We start from the raw sequence: 22,664 nt of genomic DNA, 5'->3' as shown, positions 1-22,664 counted from the left end.
GGTTTTGATATTAGCAGGGCAGCGCGGACGACGTACCCTGACTTCAATCGATTTAAAAGGTTGGTTTTAGAGGAGTGGATATGGCAGCATACGGCAACCATGTGCTTCCGTTCTTGTGGCTCAAGGGCGAAGAACGCGAGACGATTACCGAATACTTAGAGCAGATTGCCGGCGCAGACATCCATGAGGTCTGCCTTGAGTCGCGCACGCATCCCGAATTTTGCCGCGACGGCTGGTGGTCCGACCTGCGTTTTATCATTGGCGAGTGCAAGCGACTGGACCTTAAGATCTGGCTGCTCGATGATGCCCACTTTCCCACGGGCTACGCCAACGGCGCGCTTGCAGGCGAGGATGTAGACCCCGCGCTCAAGAAGACTGTGCTTAAGCATCACACGGTAACGGTCGTTGGACCCCAGCCGTCCACGACCATCAAGCTCGGCAACCTCATGGATCCCACGGAGCACTTTGTGGGCGCGGCGGGTTTTGACGCTGCCGGCGCATCGCTCGACCTTGAGCTCGCCGTTGAGCAAACCGAGGGCGGCACTCCCGCCTGCCTGCGCTTTGACGCTCCCGCCGGCGTCACCACCCTCGAGCTCTACGTCACCAGCCAAAAGACCGGCTTTCGCGATGAATACATCAACATGGTCGACGCCGATTCGTGCCGCATGCTCATCAACGCCGTCTACGAACCCACATTCACGCATCTGGGCGACGAGTTCGGCAAGACCATTCTGGGGTTCTTTACCGATGAGCCTGGCTTTATGAACGAGAAGGGTGCGACCCTCGAAGACGCTTCTACCAGCAGCTTTATCGGACGCGGTGACATGGCGCTGCCATGGTCGGACGAACTTGCGCGACGCCTGCACGAGGCACTGGGCACAAATTGGCTGAGTGAGCTCCGCGGGCTTTGGACGCGCGACCCCGCCGGCGCTCGGGTCCGCCACACCTACATGGACATCGCCACGCAACTCTACCGTGCGTGCTTTGACGAGCAGATTGGTGACTGGTGCCGCGAGCGCGGCGTTATGCACATTGGCCATGTAATCGAGGACAAGAGCTGCCACACACGCTTGGGCCAGGGCGCTGGGCACTACTTCCGCGCTGTCGCCGGTCAGGACATGGCGGGCATCGATGTGGTTATTAACCAGCTCGCCCCCGGCATCGACCACGGCCCTTACAGCTACTTCCATGGCGCATGGAACATGGAGTTCTTTACCTACGCGCTTGCCAAACTGGGCTCTTCGGCCGCGCGCCTCGACCCCAAAAAGCAAGGGCGCTGCATGGCCGAGGTCTTTGGCGCCTTTGGCTGGCACGAGGGCTTGCGCGAGATGAAATGGATTGCCGACCACATGCTCGTCCGCGGCGTCAATTGGTTTACGCCGCACGCGTTTAGCATGGCGCCCTTCCCCGATTGGGACTGCCCGCCGCACTTTTACGCGCACGGCAATAACCCGCAGTGGCCGCACTTTGGCCAGCTCATGAGCTATATGAACCGTACGGCAACGCTGCTTTCGGAAGGCTGTGCCACGCGCCCCGTCGCCATCCTGTACCATGCCGATGCCGAATGGGCCGGTAGCGCCATGCCTATCGAGCGCGTGGCGGCAGAGCTCACGCGCGCGCAGATCGACTTTGATTTTGTGCCCGCCGAGGCTTTTGAGGACAAGAGCCGCTACAAGGTTTCGATTGCCGATGGATTGCTTGGTGTTAACAACTGCCACTACCAGGCATTTGTTATGCCCGGTGCTACGTTTATTGGCGCGGAGACGGCAAAGGCGGCGAGATACATGACGGATGCAGGCGTTATGGTGCTTGCCGTCGACGAGGTGCCCGGCGCATTCTACGATTCCGATGGCGCGGTCGAGCTGGGAGGACTCGTCGCAACGCCGCTCGCCGATGTCGCCCGCGCGCTTGCAAGCGCGGGACTGCAGACCGTTGTGCCTGACACACCGCAACCCTGGCTACGCGCACTTCGCTACGAGCGAGCAGGCGAGACCTACGTTATGCTCGTCAACGAGCACCCACGCGAGCACATCGACTGCACGGTTGCACTTGCGACAGGCGAGCGCCTTTGTGGCACGCGGCTCGACCTGCTAAACGGTGCCGAGCCCGTTGCGTTTGACGGTGCGCTGGAGCTCGCACCCTTCGAGAGCTGCATCGTTGTTTTGCAAGCGAGCAACGAGGATGCGCCCGGAGACGGCGTAATCGACGCTGATACATCGCTCGGCCTGCGCATCGAAGGCCCATGGACCGTTGCCCTCTCCCCTGCCGGCAGCAATGGCGCCTTTGGTGAAGCACAAGAGCTCAAACACCTGGGCGACCTTACGGCCGATCTGTTCACCGGCACCTGCGGCACCTACCGATATCATGCGTCGTTTGAGCTGGCCAACGATTGCACCGACGCCACGATCGACCTGGGAGACGTCTACGAAACCGCAACGCTCACGCTCGATGGACGCTCGCTCGGCACACGCATCTGCCCGCCCTATCGTTTTGCCGCCGGCTCACTTTCCGCCGGTGCGCATGAGCTCGCGATCGACGTCATCAACACGCTCGACCATGCGATCCCCGACATCTTCGGTCTCACCGAGCCCGTCGCCCCCAGCGGCATCCTCGGCCCCGTTACCCTTTGCGGGCAAAACCTGCCAAAATAAACCTGTCCCTTTTTGGCAGGTTTGGCGAGTGTGGGAGTTCGCATGGATATCAAACGCAAGATCACCGAAGCGCAGGGCCTCACCCCCACCGAGCAACAGCTCGGCATTGCAGCCCTTGCCATCGGTCAGGACATCCGCGGACTTTCTATTAAGGAATTTGCCGCGCGAACCAACGTTTCGGTCGCGAGCGTACACCGTTTTTGCAAAAAGCTCGGTCTCGAGGGCTTCAAGGATCTCAAGGTCGAGCTTATTCGCTTGGCAACCGAGGCGGGAAACCGCCGCGACGTGGACATCAACTTTCCCTTTGATGCTACGTCCAGCCCCGCGCAGGTTATGGAGCGCATGGAGGGGCTCTACCAGACCACGCTGGCCGAAACGCAGGAGCTGCTCGACCCCACGCAGCTTGACCACGCCGCCAAGCTCATCGCGAACGCCCGACAGGTCGACATCTACACGGGCTCGCACAACCTCTATCCAGCGGGAATGTTCCGCGACCGCCTGCTCTCCGCCGGTAAAAGCGCGACGTGCCACGACGGTGTCGAGGCCCAGGTGCGCACGGCACTCGCCTCGGGTCCCGACCATGCGGCAATCGTCATCTCCTACAGCGGCCTTGCCCCCAATCTCAAGGACATCTTGCCGATCCTCAGCAGCCGGCATGTCCCGGTCATCGTTATCGGTACGCCTTATTGCGCGCGCATTCATCCCGGCTTTGCTGCCTACCTTACGGTGAGTGACCACGAGAGCATGACGCATCGCATCACGCAGTTCGCGAGCCACATCGCCGTGCAATACGTGCTCGATTCGCTCTACAGCAGCTACTTCGCCAAAGACTACGCCCGCTGCTCCGAGTTCCTGGAGCGCTCGTTCCCCTACACCCGCCTCCCGGGGCTCAAGTAGCGACGAGCGTGGATTTTCGGACGCTTATCTAACGAGCGTGGATAATCTCCCACTTTGAGGCCGTCACCGAGCCAAAAACGGGAGATTATCCACGCTCATTCACGACTAGTCATTTAAGAACGTCCCCAATGACTACCCATCCGGAGCAAGACAACGCCGCAAGTAGAGGACGGACAGCGAGCGCCGTCCAGGGCGAACAAGTTGGCATGAAAAAGGCAAGGCATTGACCTTCTGGTCATGCCTCGCCTTTTGAATGACAAATTGTCGCCCTGGGCGGCGCGCAGCGTCGGCCGGTTACGGCGTTTGGTAAAACGCCGTAACTACTCTTGAGCTCCGTACTGCTCGTAGTAGGCGTCGATGGCGGTCTTGAGCTCGTCGTCGATGACAACCTTGCCGTCGATCTCGTGGTTGTAGAGGGTCTCGACGACCTCGGCCATGGAGACGATGCTCGCGACGGGGAAACCGTACTTGGCTTCGATCTCCTTCTGAGCGGTGGTCACGCCACCCTTGCCGACCTCCATGCGGTTGAGGGACACGATGAGGCCCTTGATCTCGACATCGGCAGCAGCCTTAACCTTGGGATAGGTCTCGTCGATGGACTTGCCGCTGGTGGTAACGTCCTCGACCATGACCACGCGGTCGCCGTCCTGGGGCTCATAACCCAGCAGGTTGCCCTTATCGGCACCGTGGTCCTTGGCCTCCTTGCGGTCGCAGCAGTACTTGACCTCCTTGCCGTACAGCTCGTGGTAGGCAATTGCGGTCACGACGGCCAGCGGAATACCCTTGTAGGCCGGTCCAAACAGCACGTCAAAGTCGTCGCCAAAGTTATCGTGGATGGCCTGGGCGTAATACTCGCCCAGCTTCTTGAGCTGATAGCCCGTCACGTAAGCGCCGGCATTCATAAAGAACGGGGACTGACGGCCGCTCTTGAGCGTAAAGCTGCCGAACTTAAGAACGTCGGACTCAACCATAAACTTGATGAACTCTTGCTTGTAAGCCTCCATGCGGGCTCCTCTCGTAATCGCGTACGTGCCTTCCAGTTTAGCGCAGGCGAAGCGTCGATGCGGGCGCGCTTTGAGGCCACACCCCCGTTAGAGTAAGGGACTGGTCGGCGTCTCACACGTTAGTCATTTGGTGTCCAGGACCAGAAGAAGTTGATAAGGGCCACGCGCGAGGCGGTGCCGGTCTTTTTGTTGATCGAGGAAATGTGACGATAGAGCGTGGAGCGCGAAAGGAAAAGCGTTGTGGCGATGTCCTGAACGCTCTGGTCCGAAACGACCAAGGCCTCAAGAACATCGCGCTCGCGCTCTGTAAGCTCAAAGGTGGCGACGAAGGCATCGAGGCGTTCATCGGACGTGAGCTCCGCTGCCTCCACGGGCTCGGAGTCGGAGCATGTGGGCGCAAGATCCCCACCAAGATCATCAGTGGCAAGCGGCAGGCCGTCCTGCATCACGACATCATCGGCCCGTTGCCCCAACTGCCCCAGCAGCGTAATCGCAATACCCACAAACATCACGAGCGCCGCGCCGACTGCCACCAGCACGTTTTGACTCGAGATGATCGCCACCGCCGGCGCCGTCACGAGCATCGAGCACACGTTGTTGACGACGCGACCCATGCACGGCCAAAAATATGACCAGCGCGCATAGAGTGAGATGGCGGCGAATTTTGTGGTAAAGAACACCACAAAGAAGCCCGAGCCCAGATAAAAGATGATCGTGGCAGCAAGCTCGTTGCCGCCATTGCCATCGATGATGAGCACAAAGAACGAAAGCGTGGACAGCATGGCGACACATGTCATGCCGATATTCATATACGAGCGGTCGTGCAGGTCAAATAGTGCGCCGGCGGCCAACGAGCTCACGACAAGCAGCAGGCGCGGCCAGTCACCCAAATCAACGGCTCCGGTAGCATACAGGGTTGTGAGGCCCGCGTTGAGAGCGGCGAATACGCCGGAAAGATACGCTGTCGCCACGGTCAGGCGAACTACGGTGCGGCGAAATGCCGCCTTTGCCTCGGGATCGTCATGCCATTTGGCGCCATATTCCAGAGCATCTACCGAAAGCCCGGCAGCACTGGGTTCGAAGTTGGGATCGGACTCGTCGCGCAGCTTGGCGCGTCGGGCACCGTGGAGCAACGCTACCTGCGCGATCGCACAGATGACCAGAACAGCCTGCTGAGGAATACCAACAGGCATCGCCATGTGGTTGAACACCTGTACCAGAACGCCCATGGCATAGGAAAGTGCTGCGGCGTGCGCCAAGCAGGGCGTCCGCGCAAAGCGTCGCGCAAAGTTTGCGTGGGCAGTCGATCCGCAGTAGCCCAGGGCGCAGCACGCCACCAGGCCGCCGGCAATTACCACCTCAAACCGCACTGCCATAATCATCAGCAGCAACGCCGATACCAAAAGCACGCCTGTAATATCGCTCGTCGCATCGATCGTCTGGGGACGGCGATAGTACAGAAATGGGCGCACGAAAAAGCCAATCACGCTCGCGCCGACAACGATGCTCTCGTAGATGGCGACCTCACTCGATGGCACGAACTCGGCTATGCGCACATCAAAAAGATACTCGCACGCCAAAAACGTGAAGAAGAACAGCGCCAGGCATATAATCTCCCGAATGCCCCGACGCAGATATGCGGTTGTGTCTCCCATGCCCCTCACGGTTAACCCCCGGCCGCTTAATTGGTCTGGAATCTATTTTAATAAAGAATCAATCTCAATATCAAAACCAAGCTCGAAATGCTGCTAATTCGACCCCAGTCGTCCACATCACGCCGAGATTTTGAGCCGCATGGCCCAGAAGGGGCACGCGCGACCTCTAGCTCGGCAAGGAGCGTTTTCAACTGCGCTCATTTAAGTACGTCCCCAATGAGTAAAACCACCCCCATTTCCCGTGCTAAGGAAATAGGGGCGGTTCACGCCGGCCTTTATCTTTTTCGACAGCCTTGTTTGGCTCGCGCTACACCAGGCGCATGGCCTCCTGGACAGTACCGTAAAGGTTGGCGTCGTTGCCGAGCTCGGCCACCTTTATCTGCGGCACAGGAATGCCAGCAAGGGTCCCTTCGTAACTCGCGAGGGCCAGCGGCATCTGCGCACGCAGGGCATCGACGAGCTCGGGATGGCACGAGATGCCGCCTGCGATCACAAAGACCTCGGGGTCGAGCACGGCCTGCAGGTTGATGAGCTGTCCGTCAAATGCGCGAGCGTAGCGGTCGAGCGCGCGCTGCGCCGCTATGTCGCCATCCGCGATCCACTCAAAGACGCGGCGGCCGTCCACCGGAGAATCCGCAGGCAGGCCCTTCTCGGCAACGGCGGCATCGCGGAGCGCGCGCCAACCGCCCGAGCCCGCAAAGGAGTTTTCCATGCTCGCGGCAGTCGTGACATCGTTGCGCAAGAAGCTGAACTCGCCTGCAAAGCAGTGCGCGCCGCGCAGGACCTTGCCGTCGATGACGATACCGCCGCCGATGCCCGTGCCAATAGCGAGTACCACGCCAAAACGCGTCCCGCGCAGGGCGCCAGCCGCATACTCACCGAGTGCACAGCACTTACCGTCGTTATTGACGGCAACCGGCACCCCCAGCGCCTCGCGCATGAGCTTTCCCAGTGGGCAGCCGTCCATAAACGTGAGCGCACCGCCGCGATGGATCGTTCCCGTGACATCTCCCTCGTAAATACCGCCGGGTGCGCTCACGCCTACGGCGTTCACGCGCTCGCGGTACGGCTCGACGAGCCCGATCAACGCCGAAACGGTCTCCTCAGCCGTGGTAAAGCCCGTCGGCAGGCTCCCGCGCTCGCGGATGGAAAAATCCTCGCCCAGCACAGCCCATTTAACGGCCGTGCCGCCCACATCGATTCCAAAGAACTCCTGCATATTCGCCCCTCACGTGCCATAGCCCCGAACGCGCATCGCCGCGACCACCACAGGGGCTGCCCTTATGATGGTCGTGCAGCAAATCGCGCCCGGAGCCGATTATCTCTATTATTACGCCTCTACTTTAGTCAGACGAAGCAACATATACTGCTTACTAGGGAGGTCGATGCGGAACTTGCCCTCAAAGGTTCCGGGAAGCTCTTCCTCCGTCATGTCCCATGTGTCCACGACATTCACCTTGTAACGAGCGCCCGCCTCGCCCTCAAACTCACGATACGCCGGACGGTTGAACCCAAAGTACATAAGGACATCGGCAGTCCCGTGGCCATGATCGTTGGACATACAGGTGACATCCCAGGTAAACGTACCGTCAAGGATGCCGACCTCATCGGGCACCCAGTCAAAATCGGCCGGCAGCGCCTCCATGTAGCGACGGCAAAAGCCAATGCGATCGGGCGAATCGCCGTAGAGCTTGCCGCCGTGCGCCCACCACAGCTTGGGTCCGCGGTCGACGTAGGTCTCACCGTGGGTCACATAACCGCCACGCAAACTGCCCTCCCAAAAACGACGTACGAGTTCCTGAGCGGTCAGGTTACCCCAGCCCCAGTTGATGTTGCCCTCATAGCCGACCTCGTCGATCAAAACCGGCTTGCTATACTGCGCGCGCAGCATGGTGACGTCCTCGGCTGTGTTCTTGAGGTCGCACCTCTGGTAGCTCACGTGCGTAATCCACGGATGACTGTGGTCAAAGATCTCACGGCAATTGTGGATACTGCGCAGATGACCATACGGGTCGTTCGCCATGATGATACGGGCATAGCGGTCCCAGTCCTCGGCCGGCTTCCACGGCATAAGGTCCCACTCATTGGCAAGGCTCCACCAAATGTTCTTGTATGCCGAGAAGCGACGAGCGACATACGTCAGGTAGAAAATATCCTCCTCGCGCGTCATACGAGAGAAGCCCCAGTCCTCAGGCTTGTCATACGGATGCAAAACGATGAGATCCGCCTGGATGCCCAGCTCGTCAAGCTGCTCGATGCGGTGCTCGAGGTTTTCCCAAAACGGCTCATAGAAGCGAAAATGGTCGAAATCGCCCTTCTCGCCTTCATAGGCATACATCGCTGGGTCCTCAACGTTATAGTCGTAGAACTTGGGGAAGACGCACATGCGGATCTTGTTAAAAGGTGCCTCTGCGAGCGTCTCGAGCGTCTGCTCCTGCAGCTGAACATCCTGGTTGGTCCAGGCATAGCATGTGGTGCCAAAGGGCAGGTAGCGCGTTCCATCCTCGTAGGCAAAGTTGAAATCCTCGTCAGTAATGAACGGAGCTCCGTGGGCGAGCACATCCTTTGCCAGCAGCACGCGACCATGATTGGCGCCCGTGGCGGGCACGGCCTCAAAAGAGCCGGCGGCACCATCGAGCTCGGGGTCATTGGAGCTCACCGTGTAGTTCCAGACACCGGCGCTCTCGGGCATAAAGTTGATTCCGTAGCAGCCATTGCCCTTGTAGAAGCCATGGACCTCAAAGCTGTCCTGGCCATCCACGCGGTCAAATCGCGCCGACAGCTCGACTTCGACATAGGGATTGCCGGCCGCAGTGCCCGCGAGCTCGAGCTTAAGCACCTTGTACTGCTCGACGATAGTCATGATAACGCCTCCAAGTTAAGCGATTGAATAGTCGGAGTCCGTCGGGCAACACGAACGCAGCCCGACGGAATGAAAGAGAGTGGCAAATTACTTGGCGCTCTTGATGAGCATGATGGACACATAGCCCACGGCGATGAGCACGATGGAGATTGGGAACGCCATGAAATAGGAGCCAGTGGCGACAACGATTGCCGAGGTCACGATGGGACCAAGGATCTGACCGATGGTGTTGGCGATATTGAGGATGCCCAGGTCCTTGCCGGCGTTCTCCTTATCGGGCAGAACATCGACATTGAGCGCCTGGTCCACGGAAGAGTAGATACCGTAGCCAAGTCCGGCGAGCAGAGCAAATCCGTACATGCCGATAACGGACTTAAGTAGCCAGGGCAGGGCGATACCGATACACATCATAATCGTTGCGACGAGGATGATAGGCTTGCGGCGGCCGATCTTGTCGGAGATGGCGCCCGAGGTAAGCGAGGCGACAAGCGACACGACCATGATCACGACGGACATACTCGAAAGAACTGCGCCGGCTTCTGCCACGGGAAGACCGATGTACTTCTCGAGGATATAGAGCTGATAGCCGTTGATGCAGAAGTAACCGAAGATGAGGAGCAGACGGCCAAAGAGCGCCAGATAAAAGTCGCGGCAGTTCTTGGTGGGCGGAACGAACATGAGCAGCAGCGACTTGAGATTGAGCTTCTCAGACTGCTCGCCCTCGTCAAGAGCGGCAGACTTCTCGCGCGGCCAAATGATGACGGCGAGGATGCCGGTCAGCAACCAAGAGACCGTGCCGATGATAAAGCCAGGAACTGGGTTGGAGAGGAACTGCGTACCGATGATGGTGCCAATCGACTGGCCGGCCGTTGCGCCGCCGCCATAGAATGCGGAGAGCGTGCCGCGCTTGTTAAGCGGGATGCGGTCGGAAAGCACGGCAACAGCAGGGGCAAGCATGCAGTTGAGGCCAATCTGCAGCACGCACCAGGAGGCGACGATCATGGGAAGTGTGGTCGCGACCGAAGTGCTCCAGAAAGCACAGCCGCAGATAAAACCGCCGAGAACGATAAACGGCGTGCGCTTGCCAAAGCGGCTGTGGCAGTGGTCGGAAAGCGCGCCGAAAACGAGATTTGAGAACAGGGCGAAGATCGAACCGACCGAGTTCATCGCCGCGAGAATTGCCTCGGGCTGGCCAATATTAAGGCCGTTAAAACGCTCGGGGAACAAGACGTTGGAGCCGATTGTTCCCGACATCATCCACATGATTCCGAAGATGATAAAGCCGATCATAAAGCGCCATGTCTCGGTTTTGGTCATGGGCTTTCCGGTATCGGGGGCGATGGCGTTCTCGTCAATCGCCGCGGCGGTTTGATTTGCCATGGAATAGATCCTCTCTGTGATGGAATGCGCGAGGGCGCTCGTGCACCAAGGGTCAAGGGGTCAAACCCGCTGGATGCGGCGGCCGTGGAATGGGGTACGGCTGCTCGCGAGCGTCTGTTGAGTTGTTACTTACTAACTAGTAAGTAACTCCACGACCTGTATAGTACGCTTACTAAGTACTTAGTAACCTATAAGAGCGGTAAACGGTTGTTTTGAACCGCTGAACGGCTGAGGTAAGCTATGGGGGTATACAAAAGGCATTTGGCGGCAATACTCGAGCCGCCCTAAATAAGGCAGCGCGATTTATATGGACACTCAGAAAACTCCCACACCCGCGGCAAAGAAACGCAGCGCTGCGGCGCAGGAACGCCTTGACCAGATTGTTTCGGCGGCCGTGCGGCTTATCAACGCGCGCGGCTTTAACGGCATGTCGCTCCAGGCGGTAGCCGACGAGGTGGGCATCACCCAGGCGGGCGTGCTGCACTACGTGGGCAGCAAGCACGGGCTTTTGGTCGAGGTGATCCGTCGCTATTACGATCGCAGCTCAACCTTAGACGACTATCTCTCCCTCTTTCATCCTGGCGGGGCATTTGAGGGCCAGAGCCCCAAGATTCCCGAATGCTGCCGTCTGCTCGTGGCGGAGAACAACAGTCAGCCCGAGCTCGTCATGCTCTTCCAGATGCTCAATACCGAGGCCATGAGCACGGAGAGCCCCCTGCACGAGTATTTCAACGACCGCTCGCGCGGAGTTATCGAGCCCGAGCCCGATGTTAACTGGAGCGTTCCCGAGGGAATCGACGCCACCGAAGCCATCTCGTGCGCGCTGGCGGCGATGTACGGATTGGAAGGCCGTTGGGTGGCGCGACCCGACGAGATCGACTATCCCGCCGAGTGGTCTAAGTTCGAGGACATCCTCTTTCCCCTTCCCCTCTGGGAGGGCTACCGTTAAGAGCGGCGGTATGCAATCGCCATTACCAACCGCAACGGCTGTGTCGATACAAAAAGGCCCGGGCTACCACCCGGGCCTTTTCTCTTGCGTTATTCCGTTTTCCTTAACGCGCCGGCGAGACCACGAGCAGCGCGTCGTGCTCAAAGGGATGCTGGGCCACGCGCACGGTGCCGTCACCGTTGTCGCGGACGGGCAGCTTGGCGATGCGCTTGTCCTCCATGTCGAGGACCGTCGCCGTCCAGTCGCGCGCACCGTCGAGCTTAAACTTGAGCGCCGTGGTACGCGGCAGGTACGTGACGACGCGATCGCCAACGCGCGCCACACGAATGGCCTCGCGCGCGTCATCGAGCAGCTCCTGCGCCGGAACCACGGCAAGTGCGTCATCGCCAGCCGTAGCGCCCAGGCCGGCAAGCACATGCTCGATCGCGCCAAAGTCCCAAACGCCCGCAAACTGCAGGCACTCCTGCCAGCGGAACGGCATATCGAAGCCCTCGCCCAGCACCGAGCCCTGGCTCTTGCTGGTCTGCCAGTTCCAAACGCCGTGCGCGCCATAGGTCACACCTGCACTGGCGCCGGCGAGGATCGACGACCACACGCTCGCGCGGCAGTCCTGCGCGGTGAACCGCCAGTACACGTTGCGCGAGGCGCCCATCTGCTCGTAACAGGGCTCGGAGTTGACCATCGGCTTTTTGGGATAGTTGGCGATAAAGTCCTGCGGCAGGCGCCAGGCCTCGGGCTGGCCCTCGTAGTTGTGGCCGGGCTGGAACATGTAGAAGTCCAGGCGGTCCAGGTACTGCAACGGAATGGTGCGGTTGCCGCGGTTGATATGCATGGTGCGCAACGCTTCGGGCGCGCGCTTGACAACTTCGTCGAGGGCATCCTCGTAATAGGCGATCGCCTCGTCGCTGGTAAAGTCGGTATCGCCCGTCACCACATAGACGGGGTCGAACTCGCCCAGGTTCTCGACGACGCGGGCAACGTGGGCACGGACCTCCTCGCGCGGCATAACCTCGGCACCGCAACGCTCAGCAATCTTGGAGCCCCAGGTACCGGGCACGTAGTTGCACCACATAAGCACGAGTGCCGGACGAATGCCGTGCTCGACGGCAGCGCGGCACATGGCAGCAGCACGGTCCCAGTACGCCTGGTTGGGACGGGACCAATCAAAATGCACGCCGTCCTCGCTGGCATAGGGCCAAATGCCCAGATCGGGACAGCAGCGGTCCCACTGCGGCAGCGTGTTGATCTGCAGCACGTTCATGCCCTGCTCGGCGCGACGGGTCAGATAGTAGTCCCAATCGGCCTCGGTAATGCTCGTAAACGCGCTCCAGCACGTATCGGCAAACCAAAAGAACGGTTTGCCCTCGCACAAAAAGCCGTCCTGACGACCGTTAACGGTCAGCTTTCCCAAACTCATCTGCATGCCCTTTCGTTTGATAAAGGAGTTGCGAACCGGCAGATTCTTTCGCGGTAACCCCGCGCGAAAGCCCCTGGCGCTTAGCAAGCCCCGGCGAGTAGGCGCCGCGCGCCCCCAATCAGTCTACCTTGTAAGAAGGGCCCCGCCGGGCTTGCGCCTGACGGGGCCCTGTCGTGTAGGTAAGGTCGTATGCGTCCGAATGGTTTGGCCTTAGGCCTCCATCTCGGCGAGCTCCTCCTTGGAGAAGCCAGTGGCAAAGACGACGGCAGCGGCGATGACAAAGGAGATTGCCATACCGACGATAGCCCAGACGGTGTTCATCTGGCCACCCTGCAGGTAGTTGGTGAAGACCAGGAAGTTGGAGGCACCGCCGGCCAGGTAGTAGGTAACACCCATGAGGCCGGAGAACACAGCGCCGATAGCACCGCCGATAAACATACCGAGCATGGTGCGACGGAAGCGCATGAGGATACCGAAGAGTGCGGGCTCGGTGACGCCGCCGGCGATGGCGGAGATGACGTAACCCAGAGCAAGACCCTTCTCGTCGGGGTTCCTCATCTTGAGGAAGGCACCGAAGGCGCAGCCCCAGACAGCGGCCATAGCGCAGTTGGTGGAAACGAAGACGAAGGGATCGTAGCCGGCAGCGATGATCTGAACCTGAGCGAGCAGGATGACGGGCATGTGCATGCCGCAGACCACGAAGAGCTGCCAGAAGGCGCCGAGGATGGCCATGACGATCAGGATACCGATACCGCCAAGGTCAGCAAGACCAAAGAGGGCGTTGGCGATGAGGCTGCCGATCTCGTTGCCGATCGGGGCAAGGACGATGAAGGCGATGGGGATGGTGACGATCATGGTGCAGAACGGCGTGAAGACCGTGGACAGCACGTCGGGCATGACCTTCTTAAAGAACTTCTCGACAAAGTACAGGACCGGCACCGAGAGGATGATCGGCAGGACGGACTGCTGGTAGTTGGCAGCGGCGATCTGGATGCCGTAGACGGAGATGATTCCGCCACCCTCCTGAGTCGCGACACTCACGACGGACGGGGCCATGAGAGCACCGCCGAGGAGCATGCCCAGAACCGGAGAGGCGCCGAGCTTCTTAGCAGCGGCATAGCCCAGGTAAATGGGGATAAAGGTAAACGTGGCCTCGTACAGGGTGGTGTAGAGGAACGTGTAGGTCGGATCGGTGTCAGAGAGAACGCCGAGCATAGTGGGACCGAGGACCGCGGCGATGGTGCGGAACAGACCGCCGGCCATGAGCAGCGGGATCAGCTGGGTCATGGAGCCCGACAGATAGTCGAGGATGATGTTGGGCAGGTTCTTGAGCTCGAACTTCTCCTTAGGAGCGTCGAGGTTCTCGTCGACCGCGGCACCCTGCTTGACGCCGGACATGGCGACGAACTCGGCGAGCACCTTGGGCACGTTCTGGCCGATGATGACCTGGAGCTGGCTGCCGGCGAACTGGCAACCCAGAACACCCTTGACCTTCTTGATCTTCTCCACGTCGGCCTTGCTGTTATCCTTGAGCGTCAGACGCAGGCGCGTCATGCAGTTGGTGGCGACGGCAACATTCTCCGCACCGCCCACGAGCTCGAGGACATCGGTGGCAATCTGCTTGTTATCTACTGCCATGGGACCCCTCCCCATATCATCGTGTGCCTACCCGTTTGGACGTAGGCACGCCTTTGACCCGGCGACTATAACCCCTTACGGCTGCCGAGCCCTTGGATACGCTGTCGTAAACAATCTGTTTACTGAACGTTTACAGCACTTAGTTTACACGCAGCGTTGAATTTGTGGCAGTTTTGCCGTTTGCAGTCCGGTGAACGGTAGGAAATCGGGGGTGAACGTAATTGAACGCTAAGGCATTACATATAGTACCGTTTATTAATAAATAGCCGTCTACGTGGGATTTTATATAATCTGGCACCCAAATGCCTTGTTGACCCATCAACAAAAGCCCTGCTAGATAGTGGTAAACGAGTGTTTAGTAGTTCATTGAGCGTTTGATGCGACCGTTTACCGAGTTCATCTGCTTATTCTCTAATTCTGCTTTACACTAAACATGTTTAGATTGTATTGCCGCACACGTTTAACTCTCGCGGCACAAGGGAGGCAGCTCATGGAACTCAAATCGTGCACCTACGCAACCGTCACCACCTTGGGTGACTTTGGCCCCTGGATCAGCAAGGTCGTTCTCGACCTGCCCTGCACCGTGCGCGCCAACGATCTCGATTCGAACACTTTCCATATATATGCAGAGCGTCACGAGCGCACGGGCGAGGTCCTGATGCGCAAGGAGCACGGCGCCGACCATGCCGCGCCCTCCGTGGGTTACATCGACGTTCTCGCCGCGTATCCATGTGACGAGAACGGCCGCAAGCTCGCCGTGGGCACCCATGTGGCACTCGAGGTCGCCGAGCAGCGCCTGACCAAAAAGATCGAAGGCGGCGTCATGGGCTCGCGCATGCTCGATGACCAGCTGCACATCACGCAGCTCGCGGCTCTTCCCGGCAACGACGGCGACGACCCCACCTGCGGCCTGGTCTTCGATACCTGTCGCGGCGACATCTGCCCCGCACTCAAGGGCTGGAGCAATGCCGTACAAAAGACCGCCATTGATGGCATCGCGCTCGAGTACGGCTTCTTTGAGCCCAGCTTTAAGGCAGAGGACTCGGCCTGCTTCAATCCCTTCGCGCCCGAGGCCACGGTCGTGCCCCAAAAGGCCCCGCTCGTGGTGTACCTACACGGCGCCGGCGAAGGCAAGGGCGCCACACAGGGCGAAGGCGCCACGCGCGCCTATACCGGCAACCGCGTGACAGCCATTAGCCAGGCGCAAATCCAGCGCTACTTTGGCGGCTTTGCCTGGGTGCTCGTGCCGCAGTCTCCGACGTTTTGGATGGACAACGGCGTCGAGCAGCTCGGTCGCTCCAACCAGAGCATCTACTCCCCCGTACTCAAAGCGCTCATTGACGAGTTTGTCGCCGAGTATGCCGAGCGTATCGACACCGACCGCATCGTGATCGCTGGCCTTTCCAACGGCGGCTTTATGACCCTGCGCCTGTGCGCCGACTACCCCGATTTCTTCGCCGCGGGCCTTCCCTGCTGTGCCCCGTGGTACAACGCCACGGACGAGGACGTAGCCGCGCTCGCCAAGACGCCGCTGTGGTTTACGCACTCCAAGGGCGACGAGCTCGTGCCGCCGCAACAGACCGTGCTGCCGCTCACGGCGCGCCTGCGTGACGCCGGAGCCAACGTGCACCTCACCTACTTTAGCCATGTCGAGGACCTGACCGGGCGCTATCGCGAGGCCGACGGCTCGCCCAAGAAGACGTTCAACCACGGCGTGTGGATCCACCAATTCAACGACCTGTGTTATCAAGACTTCGACGGGGGTAACGTACTCATCGACGGCGAGCCGGTGGGCTGCTGGGAGTGGTCGGCCAGAGTTTCGAGGTAACCATCCCATCGGGGGCCCTGACCTTTAGTTTTGTAAACGTCCTCGCGCCTGAGCCCCGCTTATCCTGCTCCTTCGGAGCATCGGATAAGCGGGGCCCGCGCTGCGGAATGTTTACAAAACTAAAGGTCAGGGCCCCCTAAGTTAACGTTGTTCGAAACGCTGGCCGGGCGCTTCCGGCAGCACGCCGGGTCGGTGGCGGTGAGGGCGTGGGTCCCGTCTTGCCTTGCGCGTAACTGGCTAAATTGATTTTGATTGGAGCTGTTCCTATGTCCCAGAATTTGACTCGGGTGATTGTTACTACCGATATGGAAGTCGACGATATGAACTCGCTCGTTCATTTGGCTCTGTATCTCAACTTACTTGATGTTCAGGCTGTGGTGTATACGGCTTCGCAGTATCACTTTCTTGGGGATGGGGTTCATACGCTGGGCGAGGTGAATTCGCATTGGCGGACCAAAGGGCGTCGCTCTTACGAGTGGGCTGTTGTGCCTCATGAGCCTGATCCGCTGGCCGGGGAGCTTTGTGAGTATCGTCCGTTTCCCGAACATTGGATCGAAAGCCTCTGGAGTAATGAATATGCCCAGGCTTGGCCGCAGTTGCAAGCGAATGCGGGCGCTGCCGGTGAGCCGCCGTTTCCCACGCCTGCCCAGATGATCGAGCGCACCTTTGTGGGAAATGTTACCTTTGAGGGTGATGTGACTGAGGAAACTGAGGGGTCTCACGTAATTGCGCAGGCGATTTTGGATGATGACCCGCGTACGTTATGGCTGCTCAGCTGGGGTGGCATGAACACCATCGTTCGCGCCCTCATGAGCATTGCCGAGTGTTATCGCGCCACGCCCGAATGGCCTGCCGTGCAGCAGCGGGTCTATCAGAAGGTGCGCGTGATGGGCGTTGCCGATGGCGTGGGGCAGGACAACTCATGGCTCGACCATGGACGTGAGCTCTTTCCCGAGCTCATCTTTTGGTGTGTGCCCTATATGTATGGCGGCTATGTCGATGCCAAGATGGCTCAACCCGATACGCTGCCGCTGTTTAAGGCACCTTGGCCTGAGCAGAATCTCACGCAGGGTAACGGCCCCCTCATGGCACGCTACATGCTCTATGGCGATGGCAAGGTCTACGAAAACGAGCCCGAGCGCTTCCAGTTTGGCAAGCATGCCCATCTGGATTGGGGCCTAGAGGGCATGCCCGCGATGCAGTTTGAGCGCGGCGACTTTATGGCCGAAGGCGACAGCATGACCTACATTCCGCTACTGCCGTTTGGCCTGCGCGGTATCGATGACCGCAACTTCGATACACTGCTCGGCCGTATGTTTCTTGATGGGCATCCCGATTCGGACGCGCCCGCCGGTTTTGCCGCCATCGGCACGCCCATAGACGGCAACCCCAATCCCTACCTGCGCGCCTATCAGGAAGACTTTGCCGCCCGCGCGCAATGGTGTGCCCATGATCCGGCAGCTTGCTCGCATCCGGCACATGTTATCGAGGTCACGGCCGACCGCAGCGCTACAGCCGGCGAGCGCGTCGCCCTTGCAGCGACTGTCGTCGACCCCGACGGTAAGGGCTTTGATGCACATTGGGATGTCGCCGTGAACCCGTCGGGCTATGCAGGCGCGCAGGATCTTTCGCTATGGCAGGAATGCGCGGTGAGCACCGCTTTTATCGTGCCCGCCGACGCGCAGCCCGGCAACCGCTTCGTGCTCACCCTTACCGTGCAGACACGCGCCGAGCGCCCCTGCAGCCGCTACGCCCAGATTGCCGTAACCGTGGCATAGCAAGGACGGCGCCCACATTCGGCAACCGCCACATTCGGCATGGAGCGTCCCCAACTGCCACTCATTTAAGTGCGTCCCCAATGAGTGGCCGAAGAGTGCCTCCAACGACTAGTCAAAAATGGGCCATGTGTCCCAGTTGTGGAGACTCGTTGAGCCGTCTGGGTATCGTGAAAGATCGCGCACTCCCCCATCATCAAAAGTGACACACGCTACCTGTTGATGGGAGGCAGCCATGGGCTTCTTTGACAAGATGTTCGAAAAGAAAGAGTGCGCGATTTGCGGTACCGAGCTGGGACTTTTGGGAAAGACCAAGATCAGCGAAGGCTACCTGTGCAAAGAGTGTGCCGGCAAGCTCTCCCCCTACTTCCACGGCTATCGCTCCAGCACCGCGGACGATATCCGCGAGCAACTCGCCTACCGCGAGGCCAATGCCGAGCGCCTGGCGTCGTTCAACCCCACGCGCACACTCTCGGCCGGGCGCACCAACATCATGCTCGACGAAGACGCGGGCCTGCTGATCATCACTTCGCAGAGCCGCTGGCGCGACGCCAATCCCGACATCATCGAGTTCTCGCAGGTACTCGGCTGCGATATGGATATCGACGAGCACCGCACCGAGATCTATCGCGAGACAAAAGACGGCGAGCGCGAGAGCTACAATCCGCCGCGCTACGACCTGGATTACGACTTTAACCTGACCATCCACGTCAACACGCCGTACTTTACCGAGATCAACCTGCGCGTGAACGACTCCACCATCGATCAGCGCGGTTCCATCGAATACCGCGAGGCCAAGCGCCAGGCAACCGAGGTCCGCGACGCGCTGGTGCAGCTGCGTCAGGAAACGCGCGACAGCGTCGTGGCCGCTAAGGCCCCCAAGACCGCGGTCACCTGCCCCTTCTGCGGTGCAACCACCATTCCCGATGCCAGCGGGCGCTGCGAATACTGCGGCGGCGCCATCGGCGCATAGCCTCCGGCAGCGAAAGGACCGATCATGGCCTTTGAGAGCGTCAACTATCAGTGCCCCGCGTGTGGCGGCCCCCTTCACTTTGCCAGTGCCGAGCAAAAGCTCGTCTGCGACTACTGCGATTCGCGTTTTGAAGTCGAAGAAGTCGAGGCCCTCTATCGCGAGCGCCAGGACAAGGCAGATGCCAAAGCCGATGCCGCAGCCGCGGCCCCCAAGCCTGCTGTCGACGATGCCGTGCAGGAGCTGGCTCAAAACGCCGGCTACATCTGCTCGTCGTGCGGCGCCGAGCTCGTGTCCGACGGCACCGTCGCCGTCACCACCTGCCCGTACTGCGGCAACTCCGCCGTGGCACCCGGCCAGCTCTCGGGCGACTTCTCACCCGACCTGGTGATTCCGTTTAAGCTCGGGCGCGACGATGTCATGGCCGCGCTCAAAGACCACTACAAGGGTAAAATCCTGCTGCCCAAGAGCTTTGTCACCGGCAACCACATCGACGAGGTCCAAGGCGTTTACGTGCCGTTTTGGCTCTACGGCGCCCGCGTTGACGGCGAAGTGTACTTTGACGCGACCAACGAGACCGTGACCGAGGAATCCGACCGCACCGTCACGACCACCGACCACTACGACGCCTACCGTAAGGGCAATATCTCGTTTGAGCGCGTGCCCGTCGACGGATCGTCCAAGATGCCCGACGGCCACATGGACGCCATCGAGCCGTTTGACTACGACGCGCTGCGCCCGTTCTCGGTCGCCTATATGCCCGGCTACATCGCCAACCGCTATGACGAGGATTGCGAAACCTGCAAGGCGCGCGCCGAGCGCCGCATGGAGGAGAGCACGATCTCAGCCCTGCGCGAGACCGTCGTCGACGAGTACGACGACGCCACGGTCGAAAGCAAGCAGCTCGACTACACCTGGGAAGAAAACGATTATGCTCTGTTCCCCGTGTGGATGCTCTCTACCTCGTGGAACGGCAAGAGTTACCTGTTTGCCATGAACGGCCAAACCGGCCGCATGGTCGGCGAGCTTCCCTGCTCCAAGCCCAAGCTCGCTATCGCCTCGGTGCTGTTCTTTGCGATCGGATTTGTCCTTTCCCAGATTCTCTTTATGGGCGAGAACGCCTTCGATCCGGATTACCTCACCTTTGATGTCGAGGGCATCCTCATCAACATCGTCGCGCCGCTGATCATCGTGATCATCGCAGACGTGCTGCTGGTAGGCCAGCTCAAGACGGCCAACGAGGCCACCCACGCCGACTGCTACTGCGGCGAGCTCGACCTGACCGAGAAGCACGACACCTTCAGCCACACCGAGACCACCGTTGTCATGAAGGACAACAAGGACGATTAGCCATTCTGACCAATACCACCCGGCCTTTGACGAGAAAGGAAGATCACCATGGGACTCTTGAAAGCTGGATTGGGTGCTGCCGGCGGCGTCATGGCCGACCAGTGGAAGGAATTTATCTATTGCGAATCGATGCCCGCTGACGTCTTGGCCTGCAAGGGCAGCAAGCGCACCGGCGGCCGCAGCTCCAACACGCGCGGCGAGGACAACGTCATCTCCAACGGCTCCGTCATCGCCGTCAACGACGGCCAGGGCATGCTCGTGGTGCAAAACGGCAAGATCATCGAGGTCGCGCTGGAGCCCGGCGAGTTCGTCTTTGACACCGGCAGCGAGCCGAGCGTCTTTAGCGGCAACCTGGGCGACTCCATCAAGGAGACGTTCGCCAATATCGGCAGCCGCTTTACCTTTGGCGGCGACGCAGGCAAGGACCAGCGCGTCTACTTCATCAACACCAAGGAGATCATCGGTAACAAGTACGGCACCGCCTCGCCCGTGCCTTTCCGCGTGGTCGATAACAACATTGGCCTGGACGTCGACATCTCCGTTCGCTGCAACGGCGAGTATTCGTACCGCATCACCAACCCGCTGCTGTTCTACACCAACGTGTGCGGCAACGTGACCGATAGCTACACGCGCGATAAGATCGACAGCCAGCTTAAGTCCGAGCTGCTCACCGCTCTGCAGCCCGCCTTTGCCAAGATCTCGGAGATGGGCATTCGCTACAGCGCCATTCCCGGCCACACCACCGAGCTCGCCCGCGCGCTCAACGAGGTCCTCTCGGCCGACTGGCGCGACCTGCGCGGCGTCGAGATTGTGAGCTTTGGCGTCAACTCCATCGCCGCCTCGCAAGAAGACGAGCAGATGATCAAGGATCTGCAGAAGGCCGCGGTCATGCGCGATCCCACCATGGCAGCCGCCAACATCGCCAGCGCCCAGAGCGATGCGATGCGCGCCGCAGCGGCCAACCCCAACGGCGCGATGGCCGGCTTTATGGGCATGGGCATGGCAGGCGGCATGGGCGGCATGAACGCCAGCCAGCTGTTCGCCGCCGGCCAGGCACAGCAGCAGGCCGCCCCGCAGCCGGCTCCGGCACCCGCCCCCGCACCGGCTCCTGCCGCTGCCCCCGCGGCCGGCACGTGGACCTGCAGTTGCGGCGCCACCAACACCGGCAAGTTCTGCTCCGAGTGCGGCAGTCCCGCACCCGCCCCGGTACCGGCCAAGTGGTTCTGCCCCAACTGCGGTAGCGAAAACGGCGGCAAATTCTGCAGCAACTGCGGAACGCCCCGGCCCTAGTCCCTCTATCTGGTAATTGGCGGGGGATCCGCCACCCCCGCATTTGCTTCTATGGGCTTTCACACAAGAAGGAGGACACCATGAAGACAACGTTCAAAAAGTCCGTACTCGCATTTCTGACATGCGTCCTGGCGCTCGCCTTTGCCCTGACGGGCTGCAGCGGCGGCGGCAAAGACCCCAAGGCCAACTTCGTCGGCAGCTGGGAACTCTCGGGTGGAACCCTGGAGGGCGAAGAGCTGACCGATGAGTACATGAAGATGCTCGAGGATTGGGGTGTCCACTGCGTCCTGATTCTCGATGAGGACGGTACAGGCGCCCTCGATCTGTTCCTTGAAGTCGTCGACCTTAAATGGGAGGCAAAGGACGCCACCACCGTAACCATCACCGCCGAAGACGAGTCGCATGACATGAAGCTCAAGGACGGAAAACTCATCCTCGAAGAAGATGACGGCAATCTTGTCTTTACCAAGTCCGACAAGGACCTGTCCGGTACGGTGAAGAAGGATCGCGAGGCGGCTGAGAAGGAAGATGAGATCGATGAGGCCGTCGAAGACGACGACGTCCAGAAGATTGAAATCTCCCCCGCCGTCACCGTCGCCGATGACGATCTGTGCACCATCACCATCACCGAGAAGTTCAAGGACGACTGGGGCGACATCGGCTTTGTCGTCAACATCACCAACAAGAGCGACAAGGACCTGACCTTCTACGCTCCTTCCGGCAAGACCAACGTCAACGGCACCATGAAGGAACCCTGGTTCTCGGCTCACCTGATGCCCGGCACCAACGCCACCGAGGAATTCACGTTCTCGAACGGCGAGCTTGACAGCCTTGACGACCTGGTTAACACGACCATCGGCATTGACGCCTATCTGACCGATTCCTACGAGGACGTCGCCTCTTACACCGCAACCATCGCGTAACGGCACGTAACGTCAGCCGCGGATTGGCGGACACATCCGCGCACATGCCAGGCGGGGCCGCAGGAGATGATCCT

General features: G+C 59.9%; 16 protein-coding genes. 9 read left to right on the top strand and 7 right to left on the bottom strand.

The window, feature by feature from the left end; translation table 11 throughout:
- Nucleotides 1-80: 80 nt before the first annotated feature.
- The gene (locus V2391_RS07815; RefSeq protein ID WP_329738875.1) at nt 81-2,651 is read left to right on the top strand and encodes a hypothetical protein; all 2,571 of its coding nucleotides are present in this window, start codon (nt 81-83) and stop codon (nt 2,649-2,651) included.
- A gap of 42 nt (nt 2,652-2,693) precedes the next feature.
- Nucleotides 2,694-3,548 carry a MurR/RpiR family transcriptional regulator gene (locus V2391_RS07810; protein WP_329738874.1) on the top strand — a complete coding sequence of 285 codons (855 nt, stop codon included), beginning with the start codon at nt 2,694-2,696 and terminating at the stop codon, nt 3,546-3,548.
- Nucleotides 3,549-3,868: 320 nt separating this feature from the next.
- Here the strand turns inward: V2391_RS07810 and pyrE are convergent, their stop codons facing one another.
- The 5 genes from pyrE to V2391_RS07785 form a co-directional block, all read right to left on the bottom strand.
- Nucleotides 3,869-4,552, bottom strand: coding sequence for an orotate phosphoribosyltransferase (gene pyrE, locus V2391_RS07805; protein ID WP_154518188.1), 684 nt, complete (start codon nt 4,550-4,552; stop codon nt 3,869-3,871).
- A gap of 119 nt (nt 4,553-4,671) precedes the next feature.
- Nucleotides 4,672-6,207, bottom strand: coding sequence for a helix-turn-helix transcriptional regulator (locus V2391_RS07800; protein ID WP_329738873.1), 1,536 nt, complete (start codon nt 6,205-6,207; stop codon nt 4,672-4,674).
- Nucleotides 6,208-6,514: 307 nt separating this feature from the next.
- On the bottom strand, nt 6,515-7,426 hold the full coding sequence (locus tag V2391_RS07795; protein ID WP_161160607.1) for an ROK family protein: 912 nt from the start codon (nt 7,424-7,426) through the stop codon (nt 6,515-6,517).
- 111 nt (nt 7,427-7,537) lie between these two features.
- Nucleotides 7,538-9,070: a DUF5605 domain-containing protein gene (locus V2391_RS07790; protein WP_329738872.1), complete on the bottom strand. Its 1,533-nt coding sequence runs from the start codon at nt 9,068-9,070 to the stop codon at nt 7,538-7,540.
- Between the two features lie 87 nt (nt 9,071-9,157).
- Nucleotides 9,158-10,450 carry an MFS transporter gene (locus V2391_RS07785; protein ID WP_156597836.1) on the bottom strand — a complete coding sequence of 431 codons (1,293 nt, stop codon included), beginning with the start codon at nt 10,448-10,450 and terminating at the stop codon, nt 9,158-9,160.
- Nucleotides 10,451-10,757: 307 nt separating this feature from the next.
- On the opposite strand from V2391_RS07785, the gene V2391_RS07780 reads away from it, so the two are divergent.
- The gene (locus V2391_RS07780; RefSeq protein ID WP_329738871.1) at nt 10,758-11,399 is read left to right on the top strand and encodes a TetR/AcrR family transcriptional regulator; all 642 of its coding nucleotides are present in this window, start codon (nt 10,758-10,760) and stop codon (nt 11,397-11,399) included.
- Nucleotides 11,400-11,502: 103 nt separating this feature from the next.
- On the opposite strand, the gene V2391_RS07775 is transcribed toward V2391_RS07780, so the two are convergent.
- Both V2391_RS07775 and V2391_RS07770 read right to left on the bottom strand, forming a co-directional pair.
- Nucleotides 11,503-12,816, bottom strand: coding sequence for an apiosidase-like domain-containing protein (locus V2391_RS07775; protein ID WP_329738870.1), 1,314 nt, complete (start codon nt 12,814-12,816; stop codon nt 11,503-11,505).
- A gap of 210 nt (nt 12,817-13,026) precedes the next feature.
- Nucleotides 13,027-14,454 (bottom strand): PTS transporter subunit EIIC, encoded by a 1,428-nt coding sequence (locus V2391_RS07770; RefSeq protein WP_329738869.1) that lies wholly within the window; start codon nt 14,452-14,454, stop codon nt 13,027-13,029.
- Between the two features lie 490 nt (nt 14,455-14,944).
- Between V2391_RS07770 and V2391_RS07765 the strand changes: the two genes are divergently transcribed.
- The 6 genes from V2391_RS07765 to V2391_RS07740 all read left to right on the top strand — a co-directional run bounded on the left by V2391_RS07765 (nt 14,945) and on the right by V2391_RS07740 (nt 22,590).
- On the top strand, nt 14,945-16,282 hold the full coding sequence (locus V2391_RS07765; protein WP_329738868.1) for a prolyl oligopeptidase family serine peptidase: 1,338 nt from the start codon (nt 14,945-14,947) through the stop codon (nt 16,280-16,282).
- Between the two features lie 266 nt (nt 16,283-16,548).
- On the top strand, nt 16,549-18,060 hold the full coding sequence (locus V2391_RS07760) for a nucleoside hydrolase-like domain-containing protein (protein WP_329738867.1): 1,512 nt from the start codon (nt 16,549-16,551) through the stop codon (nt 18,058-18,060).
- A 232-nt stretch (nt 18,061-18,292) separates the two neighbouring features.
- Nucleotides 18,293-19,030, top strand: coding sequence for a DUF4428 domain-containing protein (locus V2391_RS07755; RefSeq protein WP_138340566.1), 738 nt, complete (start codon nt 18,293-18,295; stop codon nt 19,028-19,030).
- A 24-nt stretch (nt 19,031-19,054) separates the two neighbouring features.
- Nucleotides 19,055-20,377 carry a hypothetical protein gene (locus V2391_RS07750; protein WP_138375257.1) on the top strand — a complete coding sequence of 441 codons (1,323 nt, stop codon included), beginning with the start codon at nt 19,055-19,057 and terminating at the stop codon, nt 20,375-20,377.
- Between the two features lie 48 nt (nt 20,378-20,425).
- Nucleotides 20,426-21,667 carry an SPFH domain-containing protein gene (locus V2391_RS07745; RefSeq protein WP_329738866.1) on the top strand — a complete coding sequence of 414 codons (1,242 nt, stop codon included), beginning with the start codon at nt 20,426-20,428 and terminating at the stop codon, nt 21,665-21,667.
- 80 nt (nt 21,668-21,747) lie between these two features.
- Nucleotides 21,748-22,590 carry a hypothetical protein gene (locus V2391_RS07740; RefSeq protein ID WP_329738865.1) on the top strand — a complete coding sequence of 281 codons (843 nt, stop codon included), beginning with the start codon at nt 21,748-21,750 and terminating at the stop codon, nt 22,588-22,590.
- Nucleotides 22,591-22,664: the final 74 nt, after the last annotated feature.

The organism is Collinsella sp. CM84Y_54 (genome assembly GCF_036317945.1).
GTDB lineage: Bacteria > Actinomycetota > Coriobacteriia > Coriobacteriales > Coriobacteriaceae > Collinsella.
This window is presented reverse-complemented; position numbering and strand designations above follow the sequence as displayed.

Bases quoted from the DNA above. Each gene is read 5' to 3' on its own strand.
- V2391_RS07815 (WP_329738875.1), top strand. From the start codon at position 81: ATGGCAGCATACGGCAACCATGTGCTTCCGTTCTTGTGGCTCAAGGGC.
- V2391_RS07810 (WP_329738874.1), top strand. From the start codon at position 2,694: ATGGATATCAAACGCAAGATCACCGAAGCGCAGGGCCTCACCCCCACC.
- pyrE (WP_154518188.1), bottom strand. From the start codon at position 4,552: ATGGAGGCTTACAAGCAAGAGTTCATCAAGTTTATGGTTGAGTCCGAC.
- V2391_RS07800 (WP_329738873.1), bottom strand. From the start codon at position 6,207: ATGGGAGACACAACCGCATATCTGCGTCGGGGCATTCGGGAGATTATA.
- V2391_RS07795 (WP_161160607.1), bottom strand. From the start codon at position 7,426: ATGCAGGAGTTCTTTGGAATCGATGTGGGCGGCACGGCCGTTAAATGG.
- V2391_RS07790 (WP_329738872.1), bottom strand. From the start codon at position 9,070: ATGACTATCGTCGAGCAGTACAAGGTGCTTAAGCTCGAGCTCGCGGGC.
- V2391_RS07785 (WP_156597836.1), bottom strand. From the start codon at position 10,450: ATGGCAAATCAAACCGCCGCGGCGATTGACGAGAACGCCATCGCCCCC.
- V2391_RS07780 (WP_329738871.1), top strand. From the start codon at position 10,758: ATGGACACTCAGAAAACTCCCACACCCGCGGCAAAGAAACGCAGCGCT.
- V2391_RS07775 (WP_329738870.1), bottom strand. From the start codon at position 12,816: ATGAGTTTGGGAAAGCTGACCGTTAACGGTCGTCAGGACGGCTTTTTG.
- V2391_RS07770 (WP_329738869.1), bottom strand. From the start codon at position 14,454: ATGGCAGTAGATAACAAGCAGATTGCCACCGATGTCCTCGAGCTCGTG.
- V2391_RS07765 (WP_329738868.1), top strand. From the start codon at position 14,945: ATGGAACTCAAATCGTGCACCTACGCAACCGTCACCACCTTGGGTGAC.
- V2391_RS07760 (WP_329738867.1), top strand. From the start codon at position 16,549: ATGTCCCAGAATTTGACTCGGGTGATTGTTACTACCGATATGGAAGTC.
- V2391_RS07755 (WP_138340566.1), top strand. From the start codon at position 18,293: ATGGGCTTCTTTGACAAGATGTTCGAAAAGAAAGAGTGCGCGATTTGC.
- V2391_RS07750 (WP_138375257.1), top strand. From the start codon at position 19,055: ATGGCCTTTGAGAGCGTCAACTATCAGTGCCCCGCGTGTGGCGGCCCC.
- V2391_RS07745 (WP_329738866.1), top strand. From the start codon at position 20,426: ATGGGACTCTTGAAAGCTGGATTGGGTGCTGCCGGCGGCGTCATGGCC.
- V2391_RS07740 (WP_329738865.1), top strand. From the start codon at position 21,748: ATGAAGACAACGTTCAAAAAGTCCGTACTCGCATTTCTGACATGCGTC.